The organism is Bartonella sp. P0282 (genome assembly GCF_048452985.1).
In the GTDB taxonomy this organism is placed as follows: domain Bacteria; phylum Pseudomonadota; class Alphaproteobacteria; order Rhizobiales; family Rhizobiaceae; genus Bartonella; species Bartonella choladocola.
Genome location: NZ_WTFO01000002.1, coordinates 450,660 through 471,411, shown reverse-complemented (window position 1 = coordinate 471,411; position 20,752 = coordinate 450,660). Strand labels below are relative to the sequence as shown.

At 45.0% G+C, this 20,752-nt stretch carries 12 protein-coding genes and 2 tRNA genes; 10 read left to right on the top strand and 4 right to left on the bottom strand.

Annotation, left to right across the window (positions count from 1 at the left end):
• Positions 1 to 10: 10 nt before the first annotated feature.
• The 7 genes from hisI (at position 11) to GQS64_RS07330 (ending at position 8,708) form a co-directional block, all read left to right on the top strand.
• Positions 11 to 439 (top strand): phosphoribosyl-AMP cyclohydrolase, encoded by a 429-nt coding sequence (gene hisI, locus GQS64_RS07360; protein ID WP_210329445.1) that lies wholly within the window; start codon positions 11 to 13, stop codon positions 437 to 439.
• 155 nt (positions 440 to 594) lie between these two features.
• Positions 595 to 679: transfer RNA gene (locus tag GQS64_RS07355), tRNA-Leu, on the top strand.
• Between the two features lie 535 nt (positions 680 to 1,214).
• The gene (locus GQS64_RS07350; protein WP_077992250.1) at positions 1,215 to 2,288 is read left to right on the top strand and encodes an HlyD family secretion protein; all 1,074 of its coding nucleotides are present in this window, start codon (positions 1,215 to 1,217) and stop codon (positions 2,286 to 2,288) included.
• Entirely contained in the window at positions 2,285 to 5,131 is a 2,847-nt protein-coding gene (gene rbbA / locus GQS64_RS07345; protein WP_198231136.1) for a ribosome-associated ATPase/putative transporter RbbA, read from the top strand. Before GQS64_RS07350 ends, rbbA begins: the two co-directional genes overlap by 4 nt.
• 4 nt (positions 5,132 to 5,135) lie before the next feature.
• Positions 5,136 to 6,248 carry an ABC transporter permease gene (locus tag GQS64_RS07340; protein ID WP_198231135.1) on the top strand — a complete coding sequence of 371 codons (1,113 nt, stop codon included), beginning with the start codon at positions 5,136 to 5,138 and terminating at the stop codon, positions 6,246 to 6,248.
• Complete coding sequence (locus tag GQS64_RS07335) at positions 6,245 to 7,429, top strand: alpha/beta hydrolase (protein ID WP_077992247.1); 1,185 nt, start codon at positions 6,245 to 6,247, stop codon at positions 7,427 to 7,429. Before GQS64_RS07340 ends, GQS64_RS07335 begins: the two co-directional genes overlap by 4 nt.
• A gap of 85 nt (positions 7,430 to 7,514) precedes the next feature.
• Entirely contained in the window at positions 7,515 to 8,708 is a 1,194-nt protein-coding gene (locus GQS64_RS07330) for a hypothetical protein (protein WP_198231134.1), read from the top strand.
• A gap of 559 nt (positions 8,709 to 9,267) precedes the next feature.
• Here GQS64_RS07330 and GQS64_RS07325 read toward each other — a convergent pair.
• From GQS64_RS07325 to GQS64_RS07310, 4 genes are all read right to left on the bottom strand, one after another.
• Positions 9,268 to 9,343: transfer RNA gene (locus tag GQS64_RS07325), tRNA-Ala, on the bottom strand.
• Between the two features lie 164 nt (positions 9,344 to 9,507).
• The gene (torA, locus tag GQS64_RS07320; protein ID WP_077992245.1) at positions 9,508 to 12,012 is read right to left on the bottom strand and encodes a trimethylamine-N-oxide reductase TorA; all 2,505 of its coding nucleotides are present in this window, start codon (positions 12,010 to 12,012) and stop codon (positions 9,508 to 9,510) included.
• A 9-nt stretch (positions 12,013 to 12,021) separates the two neighbouring features.
• Complete coding sequence (locus tag GQS64_RS07315; protein ID WP_077992243.1) at positions 12,022 to 12,687, bottom strand: TorD/DmsD family molecular chaperone; 666 nt, start codon at positions 12,685 to 12,687, stop codon at positions 12,022 to 12,024.
• A complete protein-coding gene (locus GQS64_RS07310) occupies positions 12,687 to 14,309 on the bottom strand; it encodes a c-type cytochrome (protein ID WP_198231133.1) in 1,623 nt (540 codons plus the stop codon). Before GQS64_RS07310 ends, GQS64_RS07315 begins: the two co-directional genes overlap by 1 nt.
• 1,283 nt (positions 14,310 to 15,592) lie before the next feature.
• Here GQS64_RS07310 and adhP point away from each other — a divergent pair.
• The 3 genes from adhP (at position 15,593) to GQS64_RS07295 (ending at position 19,645) form a co-directional block, all read left to right on the top strand.
• Positions 15,593 to 16,627, top strand: a complete 1,035-nt coding sequence (gene adhP / locus GQS64_RS07305) for an alcohol dehydrogenase AdhP (RefSeq protein WP_077992240.1) — start codon at positions 15,593 to 15,595, stop codon at positions 16,625 to 16,627.
• A gap of 688 nt (positions 16,628 to 17,315) precedes the next feature.
• Positions 17,316 to 19,361, top strand: coding sequence for a carbon starvation CstA family protein (locus tag GQS64_RS07300; RefSeq protein WP_198231132.1), 2,046 nt, complete (start codon positions 17,316 to 17,318; stop codon positions 19,359 to 19,361).
• Positions 19,362 to 19,447: 86 nt separating this feature from the next.
• The gene (locus GQS64_RS07295) at positions 19,448 to 19,645 is read left to right on the top strand and encodes a YbdD/YjiX family protein (protein WP_077992235.1); all 198 of its coding nucleotides are present in this window, start codon (positions 19,448 to 19,450) and stop codon (positions 19,643 to 19,645) included.
• The last annotated feature ends 1,107 nt before the right edge of the window (positions 19,646 to 20,752 follow it).

Below are 20,752 nucleotides of genomic sequence, written 5' to 3'. Positions count from 1 at the left end.
GGAAAAGAAATTGTCTGAAGAAAAAAATAGCTTGGAAGAAGGTTCGCAGTTTTTACCGAAATTTGATTCACAAGGGTTGCTTACCGCAGTTGTGAGTGATGCCGATGACGGAACCCTGTTGATGGTCGCTTTTATGAACAAAGAAGCACTGGCATTGACACTTGAAACGGGTATTGCGCATTATTGGTCACGATCACGCCAAAAAATATGGAAAAAAGGCGAAAGTTCGGGAAATTTCCAGATCATCGAGGAGATTCGGGTCGATTGCGATCAGGATGCAATCTGGTTGAAAGTCCATGTAAAAGGTGCGGGTGCAACCTGTCATACCGGTCGCAGAAGCTGTTTTTATCGCCGTCTGGAATTGGTCAACGGAAAAGCTACACTTGAAGAAGATGATAAGAAGCGTCTTTTCAATCCGGACGAGGTTTATAAAGCCTGAAAAGCGACGTGTATCGAAAGTCGCTCTCATGAGCCGAAAAAATTATTTCAACCAAAATGTTCAATAAATATGCGGTTTTTTAAAAAAAGGTCTTGTTTTGCTTCTGTCGATTTGTTAAATGCCGCCAGCCGGTTAATTATCGGCTTCTACCACGTGCGGTCGTGGCGGAATTGGTAGACGCGCAGCGTTGAGGTCGCTGTGGGGAAACCCGTGGAAGTTCGAGTCTTCTCGACCGCACCATTTTTTCTTTTATTTTTGAACAATTTTACTGTTGTGAGATCTAATGCAAACATTTTTTCTCCTCGCAGTTTTTTGGAACTATCAGCTACAAATGCAAGGCAAACAGTCGAATAACCGGATAAATCGAATTTTTAATTGTTTTGGCTGTCGGAACTAGCGGATAGGTTTCTCGAACGGAAAATGTGGATTTTTTAAAACCCGATTAGGACAAGATATAATCAAACTGAAACTAATATTCTAATTTTACAAAATAATTTTATAAAATATTGTTTATACATTTGAAAGAATTATTTTTAGTTGTTTGTGACTATACTATCTATGTGTTTTATAGAGATGCGTTCTTGTCTGTTGTAAAAAATGAAAACGTTTAGAACGTCTATATTTCATATTTTTATGTTAACAAGAAAATTGTTTTTATTGGAAAATATTTACCAAAAAGGCAACTTTTCAAATACAAAGATGAATGATAATGTGACGCGCCAAACTTGGTTAAAAGCGTATTCCTGTTTGTCGGAATGGAAATGGAGACTGTTTGATGGCTGCAAAAGGTAAAACAAAATGGGGTTGGATAGCGATCGGTGTGATTGCTATAGTTGCAGTCTATAGCGGCTTGAAAACCTATCTTCACCCCGGACTGCCCGAAGGTATTGCCATGGGAAATGGCCGCATAGAGGCAACCGAAATCGATATCGCCTCCAAACTTGCCGGTCGTATTCAGGATATTACGGTAAGAGAGGGCGATTTCGTCAATATTGGTGATGTAGTTGCCCATATGGACACCGACAATTTGCAGGCGCAATTGCGTGAAGCTCAAGCCCAATTGAAACGCGCTGTCATTAATGTTGATACGGCAAAGATGGAAGTGGAACAACGTCAGGCCGAACAGGAAGCCGCCGAAGCGACAGTGGCTCAAAATGAAGTCCAGCGCGATAATTCCAATCGACGTTATCAACGCTCAGCCACATTGCAGCAAAAAGGCACGGTTTCGACACAGGTCAGAGATGACGATCAGGCAACCTATGACGGTGCTCTGGCGGCTGTTGCAGCCTCGAAAGCACAATTGGCAGCGGCAAAAGTTGCTGTTTCTACCGCAAAAGCCAATGTCGTGAATGCGGAAGCCGCAGTCGACGCGGCAAAAGCAACAATCGAACGTATCCAGTCTGACATCAATGACAGTGAGTTGAAAGCAACCCGGTCGGGAAGAATACAATATCGCATAGCTCAACCCGGCGAGGTTGTAGCAGCAGGTGGGCGTGTGCTTAATCTGGTCGATCTGGGTGATGTCTATATGACATTTTTCTTGCCCACCAAAGTTGTTGGCAAAATCGCAATTGGTACGGAAGCGAGAATCGTACTTGACGCTGCTCCCCAATATGTCATTCCGGCTAATATTTCCTTTGTATCCGATGTGGCGCAATTCACGCCAAAAACAGTGGAGACAGCCGAAGAGCGCACCAAGCTGATGTTTCGTGTTCGCGCCCAAATTCCACAAAATCTGTTGGAAAAATATATAAAACAGGTCAAAACCGGTTTGCCCGGAGTGGCCTATGTGAAGACCGACCCGAACGCAAAATGGCCAAAGATTGTTAGTACACCAGTAGTTCAATGACAGAGCCTTCAAAAATCACGAAACCGGAATCAGGTGAACCAGTTGTAAAACTGGAAAGTGTCCGTTTGGTCTATGGCGAGAAGATTGCGCTTGACGGGATTGATCTCGACGTACCGTCCGGCAAAATGATCGGTATGATCGGCCCTGACGGTGTTGGTAAATCAAGTCTTCTGTCGCTGATTACCGGTGCGCGCGAAATTCAGGAAGGAACCGTTTACGTGTTGGGCGGTGATATGCGTGACAAACAACATCGCCTCGATGTTTGTCCGGATATTGCCTATATGCCTCAAGGCTTGGGAAAAAATCTTTATCCGACCTTGTCTGTTCAGGAAAATGCTGATTTCTTCGCGCGGCTTTTCGGGCAGGGTAAAGAAGAACGGGATGCGCGTATTGCCGAACTCTGCGAGAGAACGGGTCTTAACGGTTTTGAAGGTCGTCCGGCCGGCAAACTATCCGGCGGCATGAAACAAAAACTTGGTCTTATTTGTTCGCTTATTCATGACCCGAAGCTTCTTGTGCTCGATGAGCCTACAACGGGTGTCGACCCGTTATCCAGACGGCAATTCTGGGATTTGATTGACGATATTCGCAAAGAACGTTCCGATATGAGCGTGATGGTGGCCACTGCCTATATGGAAGAGGCCGCACGGTTCGATTGGTTGATTGCCATGTATAATGGTAAAATTCTGGCAACAGGTACACCTGCCGAACTGCTTGAACAGACAAAAACCAAGACACTGGATGAAGCATTTATCGCACTTATGCCTCAAGAAGAGCAAAAGGGGCATGTGGAAGTTGTTATTCCGCCGCGTAAAGAAACAGGCAACGAGGAAATAGCGATTGAAGCTGATGGTCTCACACAGCGTTTTGGAGATTTTACCGCCGTCGATCATGTCAGCTTTCGTATCAAAAAAGGCGAGATTTTCGGTTTTCTTGGGTCCAACGGGTGCGGAAAAAGCACAACCATGAAAATGCTTACCGGACTTCTTCCGGCGACGGAAGGCACTGCCAAACTGTTCGGTCGTCAGATAAATGCCAATGACATGGAAACGCGGCGTCATGTTGGCTATATGAGTCAGGCTTTTTCGCTTTATGCCGAATTGACTGTTCTCGAAAATTTACAGCTTCACGCAAAACTTTTTGAAATTCCTGCGGAAAAGGTCAAGGAACGCATGCAGGCGATGATTGACCGGTTCGAGCTGAAAGATGTGCTCAACGCCATGCCTGATTCTTTGCCGCTTGGTATCAGACAACGTATGTCGCTGGCTGTTGCGTTGCTGCATGAGCCGGAAATTTTAATCCTTGATGAACCGACTTCCGGTGTTGATCCGATTGCGCGCGATCAGTTGTGGCAACAACTTGGAGAGTTATCGCGCAACGATAATGTGACAATTTTTATCACAACCCATTTTATGAATGAAGCCGAGCGATGCGACCGCATTTCTCTTATGCATGCCGGTAAGGTTTTGATTACCGATAAACCTTCTGAAATTGTTAAATCGAAAAATGCTGACACGCTGGAAGAGGCGTTTATCGAATATTTGCAGGATGCGATTGATAAGCAGAATGCCGGGAAAAAGTCAAAAGCCGATGAAACCAAGGCCGCCGCTGAGAACAGCGTGGAAAAATCGCATGTGACAGCCGAGAACGCGAAAAGTTCCGATAATGATAATCCGGTCGATGTCAAAAAAACACACGGAGACCGTTTTAAACGACGTTTCGATTTTATGCGGATGATGAGTTATGCCAATCGCGAGGCGCTCGAACTGCGTCGCGACCCGATACGCGCAACGATGGCGTTGCTTGGCAGCGTTATTTTGATGTTCGTTATCGGTTATGGTATCAACATGGAAGTCGAAAATTTGACTTTTGCAGTGCTCGATCATGACCAATCGGTAATCAGTCGCGATTATGTGCAACAGATTTCCGGTTCCCGTTACTTTATCCAGAAAAAAGACATCGTTGATTATGATGATCTTGATGCAAGAATGCGATCGGGCGAAATCAGTCTCGCTATCGAAATTCCGCCCGAATTCGGGAAGGATATGGAACGCGGGCGCAATGTGGAAGTCGGCGCATGGATTGACGGAGCAATGCCGCTCCGCGCCGAAACCGTGCGTGGCTATGTGCGGGGTATGCATGCGTTATGGTTGCAGAACAAGGCGCGAACTTTGCAAGGCAAAGCCGCAACTATGGGCGATTATCATCTGGAGGTTCGCTACCTTTATAATCCCGGCATAGAAAGTCTTACGGCCATGGTTCCGGCCGTTATCCCGATTTTGCTTCTGATTATTCCTGCTATGCTTGCAGCTTTGTCGGTTGTGCGCGAAAAGGAAATGGGCTCGATCATCAATCTCTATGTCACTCCGGTAACAAGGTTGGAATTTCTGGTTGGAAAACAACTTCCTTATATCGGCCTTGGTCTTATCAATTGTATTTTGCTGTGGTTGTTTGCGGTATTTATTTTCAGAGTGCACTTCACCGGCGGCATCCTGACATTCATGTTCGCAGGGCTGCTTTATGTGGCATTTTCAACGGCATTCGGGCTTTTGATTTCAACCTTTATGAATAGCCAGATTGCTGCAATTTTTGGTGCTGCCGTTTTGACTATTTTACCGGCAACACAATTCTGCGGCTTGATGGATCCGGTAAGCTCCCTTCAAGGAGCCGGCCGGTTAATCGGCGATATTTATCCTACAACCTATTTCATACTGATTTCGCGTGGCACATTTGCCAAAGCCCTTCAGTTCCATGATCTTGTCGGTTCATTTATTCCACTCATACTGGCAGGTCCGATTTTGGTCATCATAGCCTCGTGGCTTACTAAAAAACAGGCGAAGTAAAGTCATGAAGTTAAATCATATTCTGGATTTGGGAATCAAAGAATTGCTCGGCGTTTTCCGTGACCCGATGCTCTTGGTTCTGATTGTCTACGCGTTCACAATATCCATTTATATATCGGCTAACGCGACGCCTGAAACTTTGAACAAAACTCCTATCGCGATCGTCGATGAAGATAGTTCACCTTTGTCGACACGTATTGCCACTGCATTTCTCCCGCCATATTTCATAACTCCCGAAGACATCGACCAATCCGAACTCGATTCCCGTATGGATCAGGGAATAGATACATTTGCTGTCGATATTCCGCCGAATTTTCAAAGGGATGTGCTTGCCGGACGCTCTCCGGCCATACAGCTTGACGTCGATGCGACACGTACGACGCAAGCTCTCACCGGTTCACAATATATCCAGCAAATTGTTGATGCTGAAGTGAAGGAGTTTGTCTCCCATTATCGCTCGAAAGAGCCGCAGCAGGTTTCGTTGACGTTACGTGCACGTTTCAATCCGGAATTGGAAAAATCGTGGTTCGGTTCGATTATCAATGTGATTGATAATGTGACAATGTTATCCATCATTTTGACAGGAACTGCGCTTATCCGTGAACGCGAACATGGAACTGTCGAACATCTTCTTGTTATGCCGGTCACACCGACCGAAATTATGATTTCAAAGGTGTGGTCAATGGGATTGATCGTTCTCGTTGCGGCAACATTTTCGTTGATCGTTATTGTCGAAGGCTTGTTAAAAGTGCCGATTGAAGGCTCTGTCATGCTATTTCTTGCCGGAACTGTTTTGCATCTTTTTGCAACGACATCCATGGGCATTGCCCTTGCGACCGTTGCCGGTTCGATGCCACAATTCGGTCTGTTGCTTATGCTGGTACTTATGCCTTTGCAAATCCTGTCAGGTGGTATTACTCCGCGTGAAAGCATGCCGGAAATTATCCAGAATATCATGCTTGCCGCGCCGAACACGCATTTTATTATGATGGCTCAATCAATTCTTTATCGTGGTGCCGGTTTTACGGTTGTCTGGGAAAACTTTGCGGCTTTAGCCGTGATCGGATCTGTGCTATTCGCGTTCTCTCTCAATCGGTTCAGGGCTACACTTAAATGAGAAAAACAATTTTGGCTCGATATATTTGTTTCTTTGTTTGTCTTGTTTTTTTAACAAATTGCGGTGGATCACGAGCCGTTTTATGGCATGGAAAAAATGCGACACCGGCAACGGTGGCCGCTCAAAATGCGGCTATTCGGAAACCCGGTAAGCCGAAGGCAGTGGTTCCTGTCTATGTCGCTACAAGCAGGCAGTCGCAAAACGATTATTCGGAACCGTTCGGAATAAAAAGATCGAAAACGTTGAATTACGCGCGCGTTGACGTTGGCATTCCCCAAAAACATAAAAAGGGAGAGGTTGAAACAAACGGTTACAAACCGGATCTGGAAAATTATTTCTCTGCGGTTAATGTGGTCAAATATGACGGTCGCGAGGCGTTCAAACAACAACTGAATAATGCGCTCGACAAAAAGCCCAAGGGAAAGCGGGAAATATTTTTATTTATCCATGGCTATAACAACAATTTTGCCGACAGCACATTCAGGGCAGCACAATTTGCATATGATTATTCATTAAACGCTGTTACCGTTCATTATTCCTGGCCTTCGGGTGGCTCTATCCCGCTTTACGTTTATGATCGGGATAGCGCCGATTTTGCCCGCGACGGACTTGCCGATCTGCTAACTTTATTAAGTGAAACAGATGCCAACGAGATTACCGTTGTTGCCCATTCGATGGGCAATTACGTAACCATGGAGGCATTGAGAAGTTTAGCTCTTCAAGGCAAACGATACCCGATTGATCGTATTTCAAGTTTCCTTATGGCAGCGCCGGATATTGATGTTGATGTGTTCGAGCGTCAGCTCAAAGACGTGAAAAAAATGCCGCAACCGACCGCCGTGCTTGTTTCGCGTAAAGACAAGGCGTTGGCTGTTTCCGGCCGACTGGTTGGAGGGCACGCAAGGGTAGGGGATGGCTCCAGCATACCGCTTCTGCAGAAAAACGGAATTGCCGTTCTTGATCTATCCGATGTCGACGGTGGCGCACATAATGTATTCGCTTCGTCTCCGACTTTAATGGCACTCGCCCATGACGGTTCGCTTTCAACGTCAATGATGAAAGAAACCAGTGAAACCGGAGGACAACAGATGATTGATGATAGCGGAAACATTTTGAGAGGTACGACAAATCTCATTTTCTATACGCCTGCTCGAATTATTTCTGCTGTTAGTCAGAATTGAAACAAACCGGATTGAAAAATCACGCGCTAAGCATAGAGATAAGCCGTGGAGCGGTTTATCTCGATAATACAACAGGTTGGTCACAGTGTTTTCAAGGGTAGTTAAACGTTTTATATGCATTTTGGCGTCGATAGCCGCTATATTATTTATTGTCACGTCGGCGCAGGCAGAATTCGATAACGGTGCCTTTGTCAAACGTTTCTCGGAAGCCTTCGGGAAATCGGTTACTGTTTCCCATACTGGAATTGCGGGCAATAAAGATCGTTTGACTTTAGACGATGTCCGTATAACCGGAACGCCACTCTCGCCGGATACTTCATTAGGACGGGTCGAATTTTCAGGAATTCAGGAACAGGAACACGGAGCCTATTCCATCAAAAAAATTGTGTTACCGCAGATTGTCTATGTCTATGAAGGAAATACTATACGGGTTTCCGGCATTACCTTGAATGATGTAACGTTTCCGCCAAACAAGGGAATTTACAATCAGGATACAGGTTTCAGGTATAAAACCGGACAATTCAAGAATTTGGAATTGTTTGATAATAAAAAAAAGCGGTTAGGTCTTCTGGAAAATGGAGCCATCGCTCTTCACCCGTCAATACGCGCAAACCCGATTGATTTTGTTATAAACATCAAAAAAATAACCGTCTTCGTCGACAATTTCCCTGAAGGCTCGACCCGTCAGGATTTTATCTCGATGGGGTATAAGAATGCAACCGGACGGCTTGATATAGCCGGAGCCTATGGTGGCTATCTTTCGATGATGGATTTGAAACATTTCCATCTTGTACTGGATAAAGGTGGCGTTCTCGATGTCAGCTTGAAAATGGATGGTATGACACTTGATTCCTTGCTCACAGTGGTTACGTTGCAACGCGAGAATGAACACGGGCACATAAAGTCGACACAGATGTGGCTTGGTATGTTGGCGCAAGTGCAACGTTACAATTTTTACGGCGGAAAATTACGTTTTGAAGATCATTCTCTTACAGGGAAACTCGTTGCTACCGAAGCGAAGCGAATGGGAATCGACGGAAATGCGTTGAAAACAAAGTGGAAGAACAGTCTGCCCGGTTGGCTGGCTTTTGCAAAAGATACCAACTTTGAAGCCGACGCTCAAAAAGCTATAACCACCTATCTGGACGCTCCACATTCTCTAACCGTTTCATCTACGCCGATGGATAGATTGCCGGTTATCATGCTGGCAATTTCAGGAAAACTTAGCCCGAAAGAGCTTGTGCGCGAACTGAATCTTGCAATTTATGCCAATAAATAATCGGGTATTTTCCCGTTCGGACGGTATGAACAATTGTTCATTATCCGATATTCTTTATCGCGTGTTCAAGTTTGACCGATTGATTTGAATTGATCAAATCCTGAGCTTTACAACATGAATTATCGTCGCTGTTGTTATCAACCGGCATGTGGTCTTCATAGAAAAATGTAGTTTGGATAATCCGGCTCGCGATTTCCTGGCAATAATAGAATTCAGTCGTGATTAAAAATGGCTACCATCCCTTATTACCCGACTATTTCTGATGTACTCTTCTCGCTCACCTTCTGATACAGCGTTTGACTTATCTTCAGGAATTTCCGATTGCCTGCGCAAAGATAAGATGATGAAAATTCAACTGTCGGCAATTATCGACTGTCGGTTATAAAAAATATCTGCTCTTAATTTTAATTGCTTTCATACTATTCTGCTACGGCTTGAAGCCCGCATCATAGCAAACAATCGACGACGAATATTTGTTCAGCCGGTATTTCACACAATTTATCCGGTCGATAAGCCAAAGTCCGGTTTTGTGAAGCAATCGGTTAAAAAGAGAAAGGGTTGGTGGAGCTAAGCGGAATCGAACCGCTGGCCTCTTGCGTGCGATGCAAGCGCTCTCCCAGCTGAGCTATAGCCCCGTCCTACAAGGTTTGTTTTCCTCTAGGGGGTATTAAAGTGCAACGCATTGAAGATCAAGAGCCATTTTGAATTCAGGTCAATAATCGAACAATTTTATCAAAACCGGCCAATAAAAAAGGAGGCGGAAGCCGCCTCCTTTCGCAATATTTGAAAATGAAAACAATCAACCGGCTTTGCGCGGTTCGATAAATACTTCAACAGGAGGCAGAGATCCTGTGAATTTTTCAATTTCGACAACAGCGGTCTGGCCGCAATTGGCTTGCGCCAATTTAGAGGTCGATACACTGGTCGTGAGGTTGTTCACATCACCGTACCGACAGAGAGTTTTTGCTTCTCTCGGATTGACCGGATCATACCAACCGCCTTCATTGATACGGATAACGCCAGGCCGGATAACATCGGTTACCTTGATGCCGACAAGAATCTGACCACGATCGTTATAAGCGCGAGCAATGTCACCATCTTTCAAGCCGCGTGCTTCCGCATCTTTCGGGTTGATCCAGCAAGGTTCACGCCCACCTATTGCATATTTTTCCCTTAATTTGGTGCCGCACAATTGCGAGTGCAGACGGTAAATCGGATGGTTTGAAGCAATATGCAGCGGATATTTTGTTGTGGGTCCGTCAAGGCGTTCGATCGGCTCCATCCAGGTTGGATGGGGAGGGCAATCGTCATAATGCATCTTCTCGATATTAAGCGAGTAGATTTCGATTTTGCCAGAAGGAGTTCCGAGAGCATTAAGCAGCGGATCCTCACGGAAATCGGCATAACGCACAAACTGTTTCTGTGCATCCTTGACGGGGAAGCCTAAAGCTTCTTCACTTTGCCAGAACGTATCGAAGACCGGCATTTCCATACCCTTGGCACGCGATTCAAGACGGGCTGCTTCATAGAAGCTCTTGATCCAGTCCATTTCATTCATGCCTTCGGTGTATTCTTCACGTTTGCCGAGACGTTCACAAATATCGGCGAAAATGTCGAAGTCGGAACGTGCTTCATACATCGGTTCGACAAGTTTCTTCATAGGAACAATATGGCTTAATGCATAGTCACCCAATTGTTCGATGTCATTGCGTTCATAGGAAGTTGTGACCGGCAAAACGATGTCGGCATGACGTGCCGAGGCGGTCCATTGGAAATCATGAACAACAAATGTATCCAGTTTTTTCCAAGCCTCGACCATTTCGTTACGGTTCTGCTGATGCGAGAACGGATTACCACCCGCCCAATAAACCATATGAATTTCAGGCAGAACAATATCCGACCCGTTATATTTGATGGTTCTGCCAGGGTGGAGCAGCGCTTCTACAAGCCGACAAACCGGAATGGCATTGGATTTAGGTTGGCATGCAGATTCGGTAGAACCCGGATGGCAACCGGCAGGCAGATCTGTTACCTCGGCTGCAGGACCATCTGTAATACCACCCAGAATCGGACTTGTGGCTGTTGGTGTGCCGCCGCTGCAATAGTGGTAGCTAAAACCGAAACCGCCACCGGGAAGGCCGATTTGGCCAAGCATCGAACACAATGTTACCAACATCCAGTGGGCTTGTTCGCCATGGTGTTGACGCTGGATAGACCATCCGGCTGCAATCATTGTGCGGTTCTTGGCAAAGTCACGAGCAAGCTGTTTTATTGTGCCTGCATCTATGCCGCAAATCTTTGACGCCCATTCTGCGGTTTTCGGCGTGCCATCCTCTTTGCCGATAAGATAGGCAAGGAACTTGTCGAAGCCGACTGTATATTTTTTCAGAAAATCTTCGTCATGAAGCTTTTCTGCGTAGAGTGTGTGGGCAATACCGAGCATCATTGCAACGTCGGTCTGCGGGCGGGGAGCCAGCCATTCACCATCCAGATATTGGCAGGTTTCTGTTTTGATCGGATCAATGCAGATAACCCGAATACCGGCTTTCTTGACTTCCTCAAGGCCGACAAACGCGCCATGGTCGGCAATCAACCAGCCGATCTGGTCGGTATTGACAGGGTTACAACCCCAGAAAACAAGCGTTTTTGTGTTGTCGCGAACAACATCCCATGATGTACATTGTTCATAGACTTCCAAAGATCCGACAACGTGAGGCAGAATAACCTGTGCAGCTCCCGTCGAATAATCGCCGAGCGAGTTGACAAAACCACCGGTTGTTTTCAGCATTCTGCGCAAAAGTGTCCGGCAATTATGGAATTTGCCAACGCTTTTCCAGCCATATGAACCACCGAAAACGCCGTTTGATCCGTATTTCTTGCGCACGCGGGTGAGTTCACCGGCGACAAGGTCAATAGCCTTTTCCCAGCTCACGCGAACAAAGTCGCCTGTGCCACGCCCTTCAGGATCTGCACCGGGACCTTGTTCAAGCCAGGCGCGACGGACCATCGGATATTTGATGCGCGACGGCGAATAGATGGAATCCATCATTCCTTGCAACATAGGAGTGGGATGCGGATCCTGTTCCCAAGGCGTAACTTCAACCAGACGGCCTTGGTCAACACGACCGCGGAAAACGCCCCAGTGGCTGCCCGACATAGTCAGTTTCGTGCCGGATTGTGCCTGTGCGCCACGTGTGAGAAGTGAACCGCTCGCGGCACCCACCATCGTCAACATAGCACTACTTTTGAGAAATGAACGACGATTCATTTCCGGCAGGGTGATTTTTGTTTTGTCGAATGACATAGCATTCTCCTAGTGTTTAATGTTGTCTTGGTTGCCATAAAGGCGACTGAAAGACGAAAGATAAATAATAAGCAAGTCGACCAGGCGGGCATAGAGACTATGACCAGCCACCTTACCCAGCGCTGAACTCATTTCAGGAAGCCATAGAAAGAGACGTGAAGTAACATCTGCTATGACTTTCTGTTCGTGTTGGCGGAAAGCTTCAGCCAATGCGGCCAATTCCAATGAAATATGATCGGCCGGTTCTTTACAAGATGCACTTACCGAAACATCAAGTTTCTGCAAAACATCCAGCATTTCAACATAAGGAGCCTGAAAAAGTCTTCCGTTTTCATCCCGATAATAACTTTCATACGGAGGAACAGAAAGCGGGCCGGAAGCACCATCAAACAAACTGATATATTGTTGCGAAAGCTGGTGGTTAAGCACTTCTGGAGAATGACTGCGGAATAAATCCGCAATCATTTTTGTTAATTCGGTTGCACCGAGTTCTTTACCGAATTCACCCAGAAAAGTCATAACGGAATGCGATTGACATTCTTCGAGAAGTTCGATGCTTGGTGGCGCTATGAACAATCTGGCGAACCAATCGATTATTCTGGCCTCTGCTTGATCTTCATTGGATGTCATTTGACGTTCAGCGTTAAATGACGCTTCTGATTGAACAACAGCCATCAATGTGCCTCTTCACCTTCATTAACATCTTTTGAATGGTTCTGGAGATAGCTCAAAAGCAAGCGATATTGATCCGGTGTCAAGGAAGTATAACGCTTCATTGCATTCAAATTGCCGATCCATTGATTGGCAAGCAAATGTCCTGCTTCGGGTAGTGAATGGCAGACGCTACATGTCGAACTGAAAAGATCAGACGTATAGGCCCACATATCTCCGAGAGAAACATTGACATCTTTATCGCTTGTCCACAATTCAAGGCTTACAGGATACCATGTTTGCTTGGTTTCAGGATCAACAACAGCCTTGCCAAGCTTATAGGAGGCCATAGCCTTGTCGCCAAGAACCGCATACATAATTCGCTGACCTTGCAGGGCATAGACAACAGATGGTGCTCCATCCATTTGCCAACCATCCAGACGTACCTTCAGCTTGTCGCCTTTATGTTCGAGAACTGAAAGTTTTGCCGCCGCCAATAATTTACCGTCTTCGTCTCCGGAACCATTCTCGTCAATATAGAACGGTTTCGTGTAGACCGAATAAACTGTATCTGCATTTTTAACAGCATTATCGGACGATGTCGGCAATGTCACATCAAGCTTGTTGGTTTGTGGCAACATAACAATTTTTGATGTGTGGTTTGATTGCGGTTGTCCGGGAGCAGGCAAATCAACACCGGGGAGGGTTTTGATATAAGCAGCCATGGCACGGAGATCTTCATCGGGAAGCTGTTTCGTGTTTTTAATGACTTCTGCCATATCGCCACCGGCAACTTTATTGATCGGGCTCTTGCCGGTCTTCAAATAATTGAAGATGGAGTTCTCGGCCCAGAATTTGATACCGGTATCATCCTGACTGATATTCGGGAAATGCCCGTTACCATCAGGTGTAGCACCACCACCATAACGTAGATTGCTTTTTATTACACCCATAAAATTACGGGTTGAATGGCATTCGGCACAGTGACCCGCACCTTCAACGAGATAACGTCCACGTTCAAGCAGGGCTTCCTCGTCTTTTGTTTCCTTGGTATCGGTAGTCGCAGTGACTTGCATCGGTGGCAATGCTTTGCCGTCAAGAAAAGCCAAACGCCAAACGCCGACACCACGACGCATATTGAAAGGAAATTTCAAATCATGATCGGGTGCAGCACCTTGAACAGGTTCAAGCGATTTGATGTAGGCAAACAGGTCGCGGACATCGTTCGCTGTCAAACGTTGATATGATGTATAAGGAAATGCCGGATAGAGGTTTTGACCGTCAGGCATAATGCCATTAGGACCAACACCTTCACGTACAGCTTTGGTAAACTCGGCAAGTGTCCAGTTACCTATACCGTCTTTTTTATCCGACGAAATATTGGGCATATAAAAACGCCCGAATTCAGTATCCAAGGCACGCCCGCCACCTAACTTCAACGGATTGTCCTGATTAGGGGAAGCATGACAAGTCGAGCAGTCGCTGGCTACAAATACAACGCGACCATTTTCCAGATCCGGCGCAGTATTGTCAGCTACGTCTCGTGTGGGATGAGTAAGTGACCATGTGATCGGGGAGGTAAGAACAAAAAAACCTACGATCCCTATAACAACAAGAACCAAAAACCATCGGGTTAGCCGTTTCATATTTTTGGCATCCTTCTATGCAATTTTATGTTCAATTTTCTCTTTCGACATTTGAAACCTGTTTCTACCTCCGCAACAGGAATGCCCTGATATTCAAGTTAAAACTAAATGTGACGACACACTTATAGTAGCAAAATATCACGATTTCGTGACGGATTGAACATTTTACCCAAAAACCGATGTGAATAATTTTATGCTTTAAAAACAGCAAGTTGTTAGTTGATTTATATCAATTCTGGGTAAAAATGCCTTTTTTCAATCCTATTTTGAAACAACTTACGTTAGCCGGAGAACAAAAATAAAAAGGTGAATATTTTATTCATATTTCATCCGGGATTCCTTTATGAGACGTGAGTCTCGATTGGAAAATGAATCCACATTTCGGGTTGGGATAAGAACAATAGTCCAGAAAATTCACCTCCAGTTTTTTGCCAAAGATCGATAAAGAGGGGCAAACATTGATAACGGGAAAGGCAAGATATGCAGATCTTGCTTGTTCAATGATTGGTCGAACAATTTGTTCCGATAGCATTTCGACGTTTTGATTTTTCTATTTTTTTATTCAATCCGGCGTTTGAATATCCGATAAATTTGAGCAGTATGGTCGCCAAACAATGATAATCGCAGGTTGGGGAAGTAAGAGGAAAGCTTGGACACCTGAAAAATAAATCCGAATGAACCGCCCGATCAAATTGGCGGGGCTTTTTGTTCTGTATCGGTTATAATGAACCGGTTTATTACCGAAGTTCATAAGCGATGGCAATCAACTCACGCGTTCTTTGAACACTGTCATCACTTTTAAACATATCTCTCGTTGATCGGAAAGTTGTTCTTGGTAACGGATATTTCCGTTAACATAACGAACCCGTTTTCAGAAAAAAATAAACCGGAAAAAAAGCGTTCCGGTTTAATGAACACAATATGTTTGTCTCTTTGATCGAATTACTACAAGAAATTGATTGTTGTTAAAGATAAAATAATTCTAAATTAAAAAATGCCTTTTTGTCTACAATCGGAACAATAAAATAAAAAATATAAATAAAGAATATAGTAATTTTCTTTTTTTTGTTTATAGTGAAGGCGGAGAGAGGTATTTTTGCGGGATAAAATGTAAAAATTTTCAAAAGTGAACTTGCTCAACAAGAAAAATTTTCCATATCGTTATGAGTGCGCGAAATAGCGCATCTATTCAAAATTCGTCAAAACCAACTACAGAATACGTGAAGTGATTGTTTGATTTTTGGATAATATTCACGTGTTCCTAGCCAATGAAGGAGACCATCATGGCAAAGACGATGCAAGCCGCAGTTGTGCGGGAATTCGGAAAGCCCCTTACCATTGATGAAGTACCAATTCCGGAGCCGGGAGATGGCATGATTCAGGTGAGTGTGCAAGCTTGTGGTGTTTGCCACACAGATTTGCATGCAGCACACGGGGATTGGCCGGTCAAGCCCAAGCCGCCTTTTATTCCCGGTCATGAAGGTGTCGGCTACGTATCGGCTGTAGGCCGCGGTGTCAAACACGTAAAAGAAGGTGACCGGGTTGGCGTGCCTTGGCTATACACTGCATGTGGATGTTGTTCACATTGTCTCGCCGGTTGGGAAACGCTCTGCGAACACCAGTTGAACACGGGCTATTCTGTTAACGGAGCGTTCGCTGATTATGTCGTTGCCGATCCGAATTATGTGGGACATTTGCCTAGCAATATCGGCTTTAACGAAATTGCCCCAATTCTATGTGCCGGAGTTACTGTTTATAAAGGTCTTAAAGTAACCGATGCAAAACCGGGCAATTGGGTCGGTATTTCGGGCATTGGTGGCCTCGGTCACCTCGCAGTGCAATATGCTAAAGCTATGGGGTTCAATGTTGCAGCAATTGATGTTGCCGACGATAAAATCGAACTGGCCAGGCAATTGGGTGCCGATGTTGGTATCAATGTCACGAAACATAGCGATCCAACCGCCGAATTGCGCAAACTTACCGATGGTGGCGTGCATGGTATGTTGGTCACAGCCGCATCTCCGAAAGCCTTCGAACAAGCTTTGGGTATGGTTCGCCGCGGCGGTACTTTGGCAATGAACGGCTTACCGGCCGGTAGTTTTCCGGTTTCGATATTCAATATGGTTCTCAATGGCGTGACACTGCGTGGCTCGATTGTGGGCACCAGACTTGATTTGCAGGAAGCTTTGGATTTTGCAGAAGCGGGAAAAGTCAAGTCCCATATTTCGACTGATAAGCTCTCCGATATCAACCATATTTTTGACAATATGATTGCAGGCAAAATCGAAGGACGTGTGGTCCTTGATATGACAAAATAAAGTTCAGGGAAAACGTGATTTGCTAATCTTTGCGGGCCTGTCATATCAGGCCCGTTTTTTTATGATGTTTTTTATTTCGAGAGGAATTTTCCGGTTCAATATCCAATCAGATCTTTCACGATTTTTCGGGGTGACTTGAAGATCGTTAGCGAGCCTAAATTGCAAGTCAAAGACAGTTGCTGTAGTCGGTGCGAAATTAAAATTATAATACCGGCATTGACCGTGTTTGTTATGGCAACCTCTCGTCAAAAACACAAATTATAGTCAATTGTTGAAAGCATTCGGCTGTCTGGCCAAATGACGAGTTATCTAAAACTCTTTCTAAACGTTCGTTCTTGATAGAGAGTGTTTTTGCTGCCCGACAAAAACCATCTGAAATTCGCCAATATTCGAGGTTGCCGAACTACCCGTTGCCGGGGATGGGCGCTGCCACGTTCTGCAAGTTGGACTTACGTCAAACCTATATTGTTATAGACGCGGTATGGAAATGAAAATTCACCATTCAAAATTGCGTTTTTATATATCCGCAAAGCTTTATTGATATTCACAGTTAAATTTGTTTCGTCAACTAATACTATAGACAACAGTCGATAAATAATAATAAAAAATAATTCGGCTGCTTTTGTTGGAAGGTCGAAGTAACATAAGCAGGTATTTTTTCCCGAAGAATTTCAGGAGGAGGGGAAATATGGAGACCATTCGGAAACCTTTAACCGCCACTCAAGCAATAATTCTCGTTATATTGGCAATATTGGGTGCTTTTTCGCTAGGATATATAGCACTTCAACGTGGAGAAGCCATCAATGCCATGTGGATTGTCGTTGCTGCGGTTTGCGTCTATCTTGTTGCTTACCGTATTTATGGATTATTCATTTCCGGTGTTGTTCTGAAGGCAGACAGAACGAGAATGACACCTGCTTATCGTCGCAATGACGGGCTTGATTATGTTCCTACTGACGAGAAAATCCTTTTTGGTCACCATTTCGCGGCAATAGCCGGTGCAGGACCGCTTGTGGGACCCGTGCTTGCTGCTCAAATGGGCTATTTACCCGGTTTATTATGGATATTGGCAGGATGCGTACTTGCGGGTGCCGTGCAGGATTTTATGGTGCTCTTCATCTCGACCCGAAGGGACGGGCGCTCGCTTGGCGAACTCGTTCGTGAGGAAATGGGAGATGTCGCCGGTGTCATTGCACTTATTGCCTGTTTCATGATTATGATAATCATTCTCGGTGTTCTGGCAATGGTGGTTGTGAAAGCTTTGGCCGGTAGCCCATGGGGAACCTATACAGTCGGTTTTACCATTCCTCTCGCCTTTTTTATGGGAATTTATCTGAGATATATCCGTCCGGGCAGAATTGGTGAGGTTTCGGTGATCGGCCTTGTGTTTCTGCTGTTCGGTATTGTGTCGGGCGGCTGGATAAAAGACAGCAGCATTGCATCGTGGTTCACCTATGAGGCAACAACACTCACTTTAATGATTATTATATATGGTTTTATTGCTGCGGTTTTACCTGTTTGGCTATTGCTCGCCCCGCGCGATTATCTTTCGACCTTCTTGAAGATTGGAACGATTATCGCTTTGGCAATCGGCATTATTGTTGTTCGCCCGATGCTCGAAATGCCGGCTCTTACAAAATATGTAGACGGTACTGGGCCAGTCTGGGGAGGCGATCTTTTTCCATTTCTGTTCATTACAATTGCCTGTGGGGCGGTGTCCGGTTTTCATGCGCTTATTTCTTCAGGGACAACACCGAAAATGTTGGCAAATGAAGAACAAGCCTGTTTCATCGGCTATGGCGGCATGTTGATGGAATCTTTTGTTGCCATTATGGCGTTGATTGCGGCAAGTGTTATCAATCCGGGCGTTTATTTTTCGATGAACGCGCCGTTAAGCGTGCTTTTACCTGAAGGAACAGGAGATTTGGTCCAATCGGCTGCAACCGTTGTTTCAAGTTGGGGATTTCAGGTCACGCCTGAAATGCTGACAAATATAGCAAATGAAGTTGGAGAAAAGTCGATCGTTGCCAAAACCGGTGGAGCGCCGACGCTCGCTGTCGGTATGGCGCATATTTTACATAATGCTCTCGGTGGCTGGATGAGCATGTCATTCTGGTACCATTTTGCCATTTTGTTTGAAGCGCTTTTCATCCTCACCGCTGTTGATGCGGGAACCCGTTCTGCCCGCTTTATGCTACAGGATCTTCTTGGTATTGTGTTCCCCCATATGCGCAAAACCGACAATCTTTTTGCCAATCTGGTCGCCACGGCGCTCGTCGTACTTATGTGGGGATATTTTGTCTATCAGGGAGCGGTTGACCCCAAGGGCGGAATTTATTCTCTTTGGCCATTATTCGGCATAGCCAATCAGATGCTTGCAGCGGTAGCACTGCTCTTGTGTGCAGTTGTACTATTCAAAATGAAGCAGCAGCGCTATGCGTGGGTTGCAATTCTTCCTGCTACATGGCTTTTCATTTGTACCATGACAGCCGGTTGGCAAAAGGTATTTGACGCCAAGCTCAGTTTCTTTGTTGCGGCAGCGAAAGCCACAAACAAACAATTGGCTTTGGGTAATTATATCAATGGCATTTTAACGGCATTGTTTATGTTAGTGGTTCTGGCTTTGACGTTATTTGCTATCAGGTCTGCCATTAAAGCTATGAAGAGTGATAAGCCGACGGTTCAAGAAATACCCTATGAACCATTTCCCGCCAATCCGATTGAAGTCAAATAGTTCAACCGGAGTGTAAGGCTGATAGCCGAACAGCATATAGCATTGTTTTATAGCAATGCTATATGCCATTGATGGAGGATATAAATATGTGCTTGAATTTTCTTGGTATGGGGAAGTTTTTAGGCCAGACAGCAAAGCTCATGATCGGTGTTCCCGATTATGACAACTATGTTGCTCATATGAAACGTGTTCATCCCGACGAGCAGCCTATGTCCTATAACGAATTTTTCCGTGAACGTCAGGAAGCGCGATATGGTGGCAAAGGCGGCTTCAAATGTTGTTAAACTTGACCTTCGCGCGATGGATGACAAGTGATTTCGCTCGGTAGATGATAAGAAACTTCACGCGTTAGGTGACATCGGACTTCACAAGATCGATGAAGATGACTTCGCGTCATAGTTAGCGCGTCATAGTTAGTAAGTGCCGGTTTAACTCCCGTCCGCGAGGGACGTTCGACATGAATATGCTGGCCTGCCAAATCTGTTGTGTGTCGAGAAAATGTCTGTCCTCTTCTATGGAGGCGTTGATATAACTGCCTACAAACAGCACAACAATCGAATAGGTGGCAGGAGACGAGACAAAACAAGAGAACGGTATTTTTAAACCGAGTTACGAGATATATATCTATTATCCGGTTCGTTCGGGTGGTCTACATGTCACATAACGAAAAATAATTATCAAATAACATGCATGATCGATATTAAAGGTAAATGTCTGTATTAACGGCCATTGAGAGGACGCGAAGATTTGTAATTGGCCGTGTTCAATTAAGTTCAATGAGGCGCAAGAAAAACACAGCTTTGGGGGCGCAAGAAAAACGCTGTTTTAAAAAATTCCCTTGAAGAGAAATGACCCGATTATTCAATCAGGAAAAAATCCTTCCGGATTTTTGATTATTCCATTTTGTACAATTGATTATTTAAGAAACGCGGATTGGTGAATTTGAAACTTTTCGACCAAATGGATAGTGCGGGATATTTGCACCCGCTAGAAATGGGCTTTGACCTATTGTGCCGCATTTTTCAAAAATATTCACGAGAACTGATATAAGTGTGCTGCCAGCCAGCCTATTCCAAAGGTCACAGACCGTTCACATTCCAAAAGTCACATACCGTTCACGTTCCAAAAGTCACATACCGTTTACGCCTTTGAAGAACTGCTGGTATGTTAGACATATAACCTTCTTTTTTACTGCCGGTATGTTATACATATAACCTTCTTTTTCATGGCTTCTGTCGGGGAATTTTTACACGCGATTTAACGCTTGGTGCGAATGATATAGCCCGATATGTGCGCAAATTCGGCTCATAACCGGTCATCTCGATTTTGTTGACACATTGATAATCGAAAACAAGATAAACAGTGCCCCGAAAGTTCAATTATTTATTCCT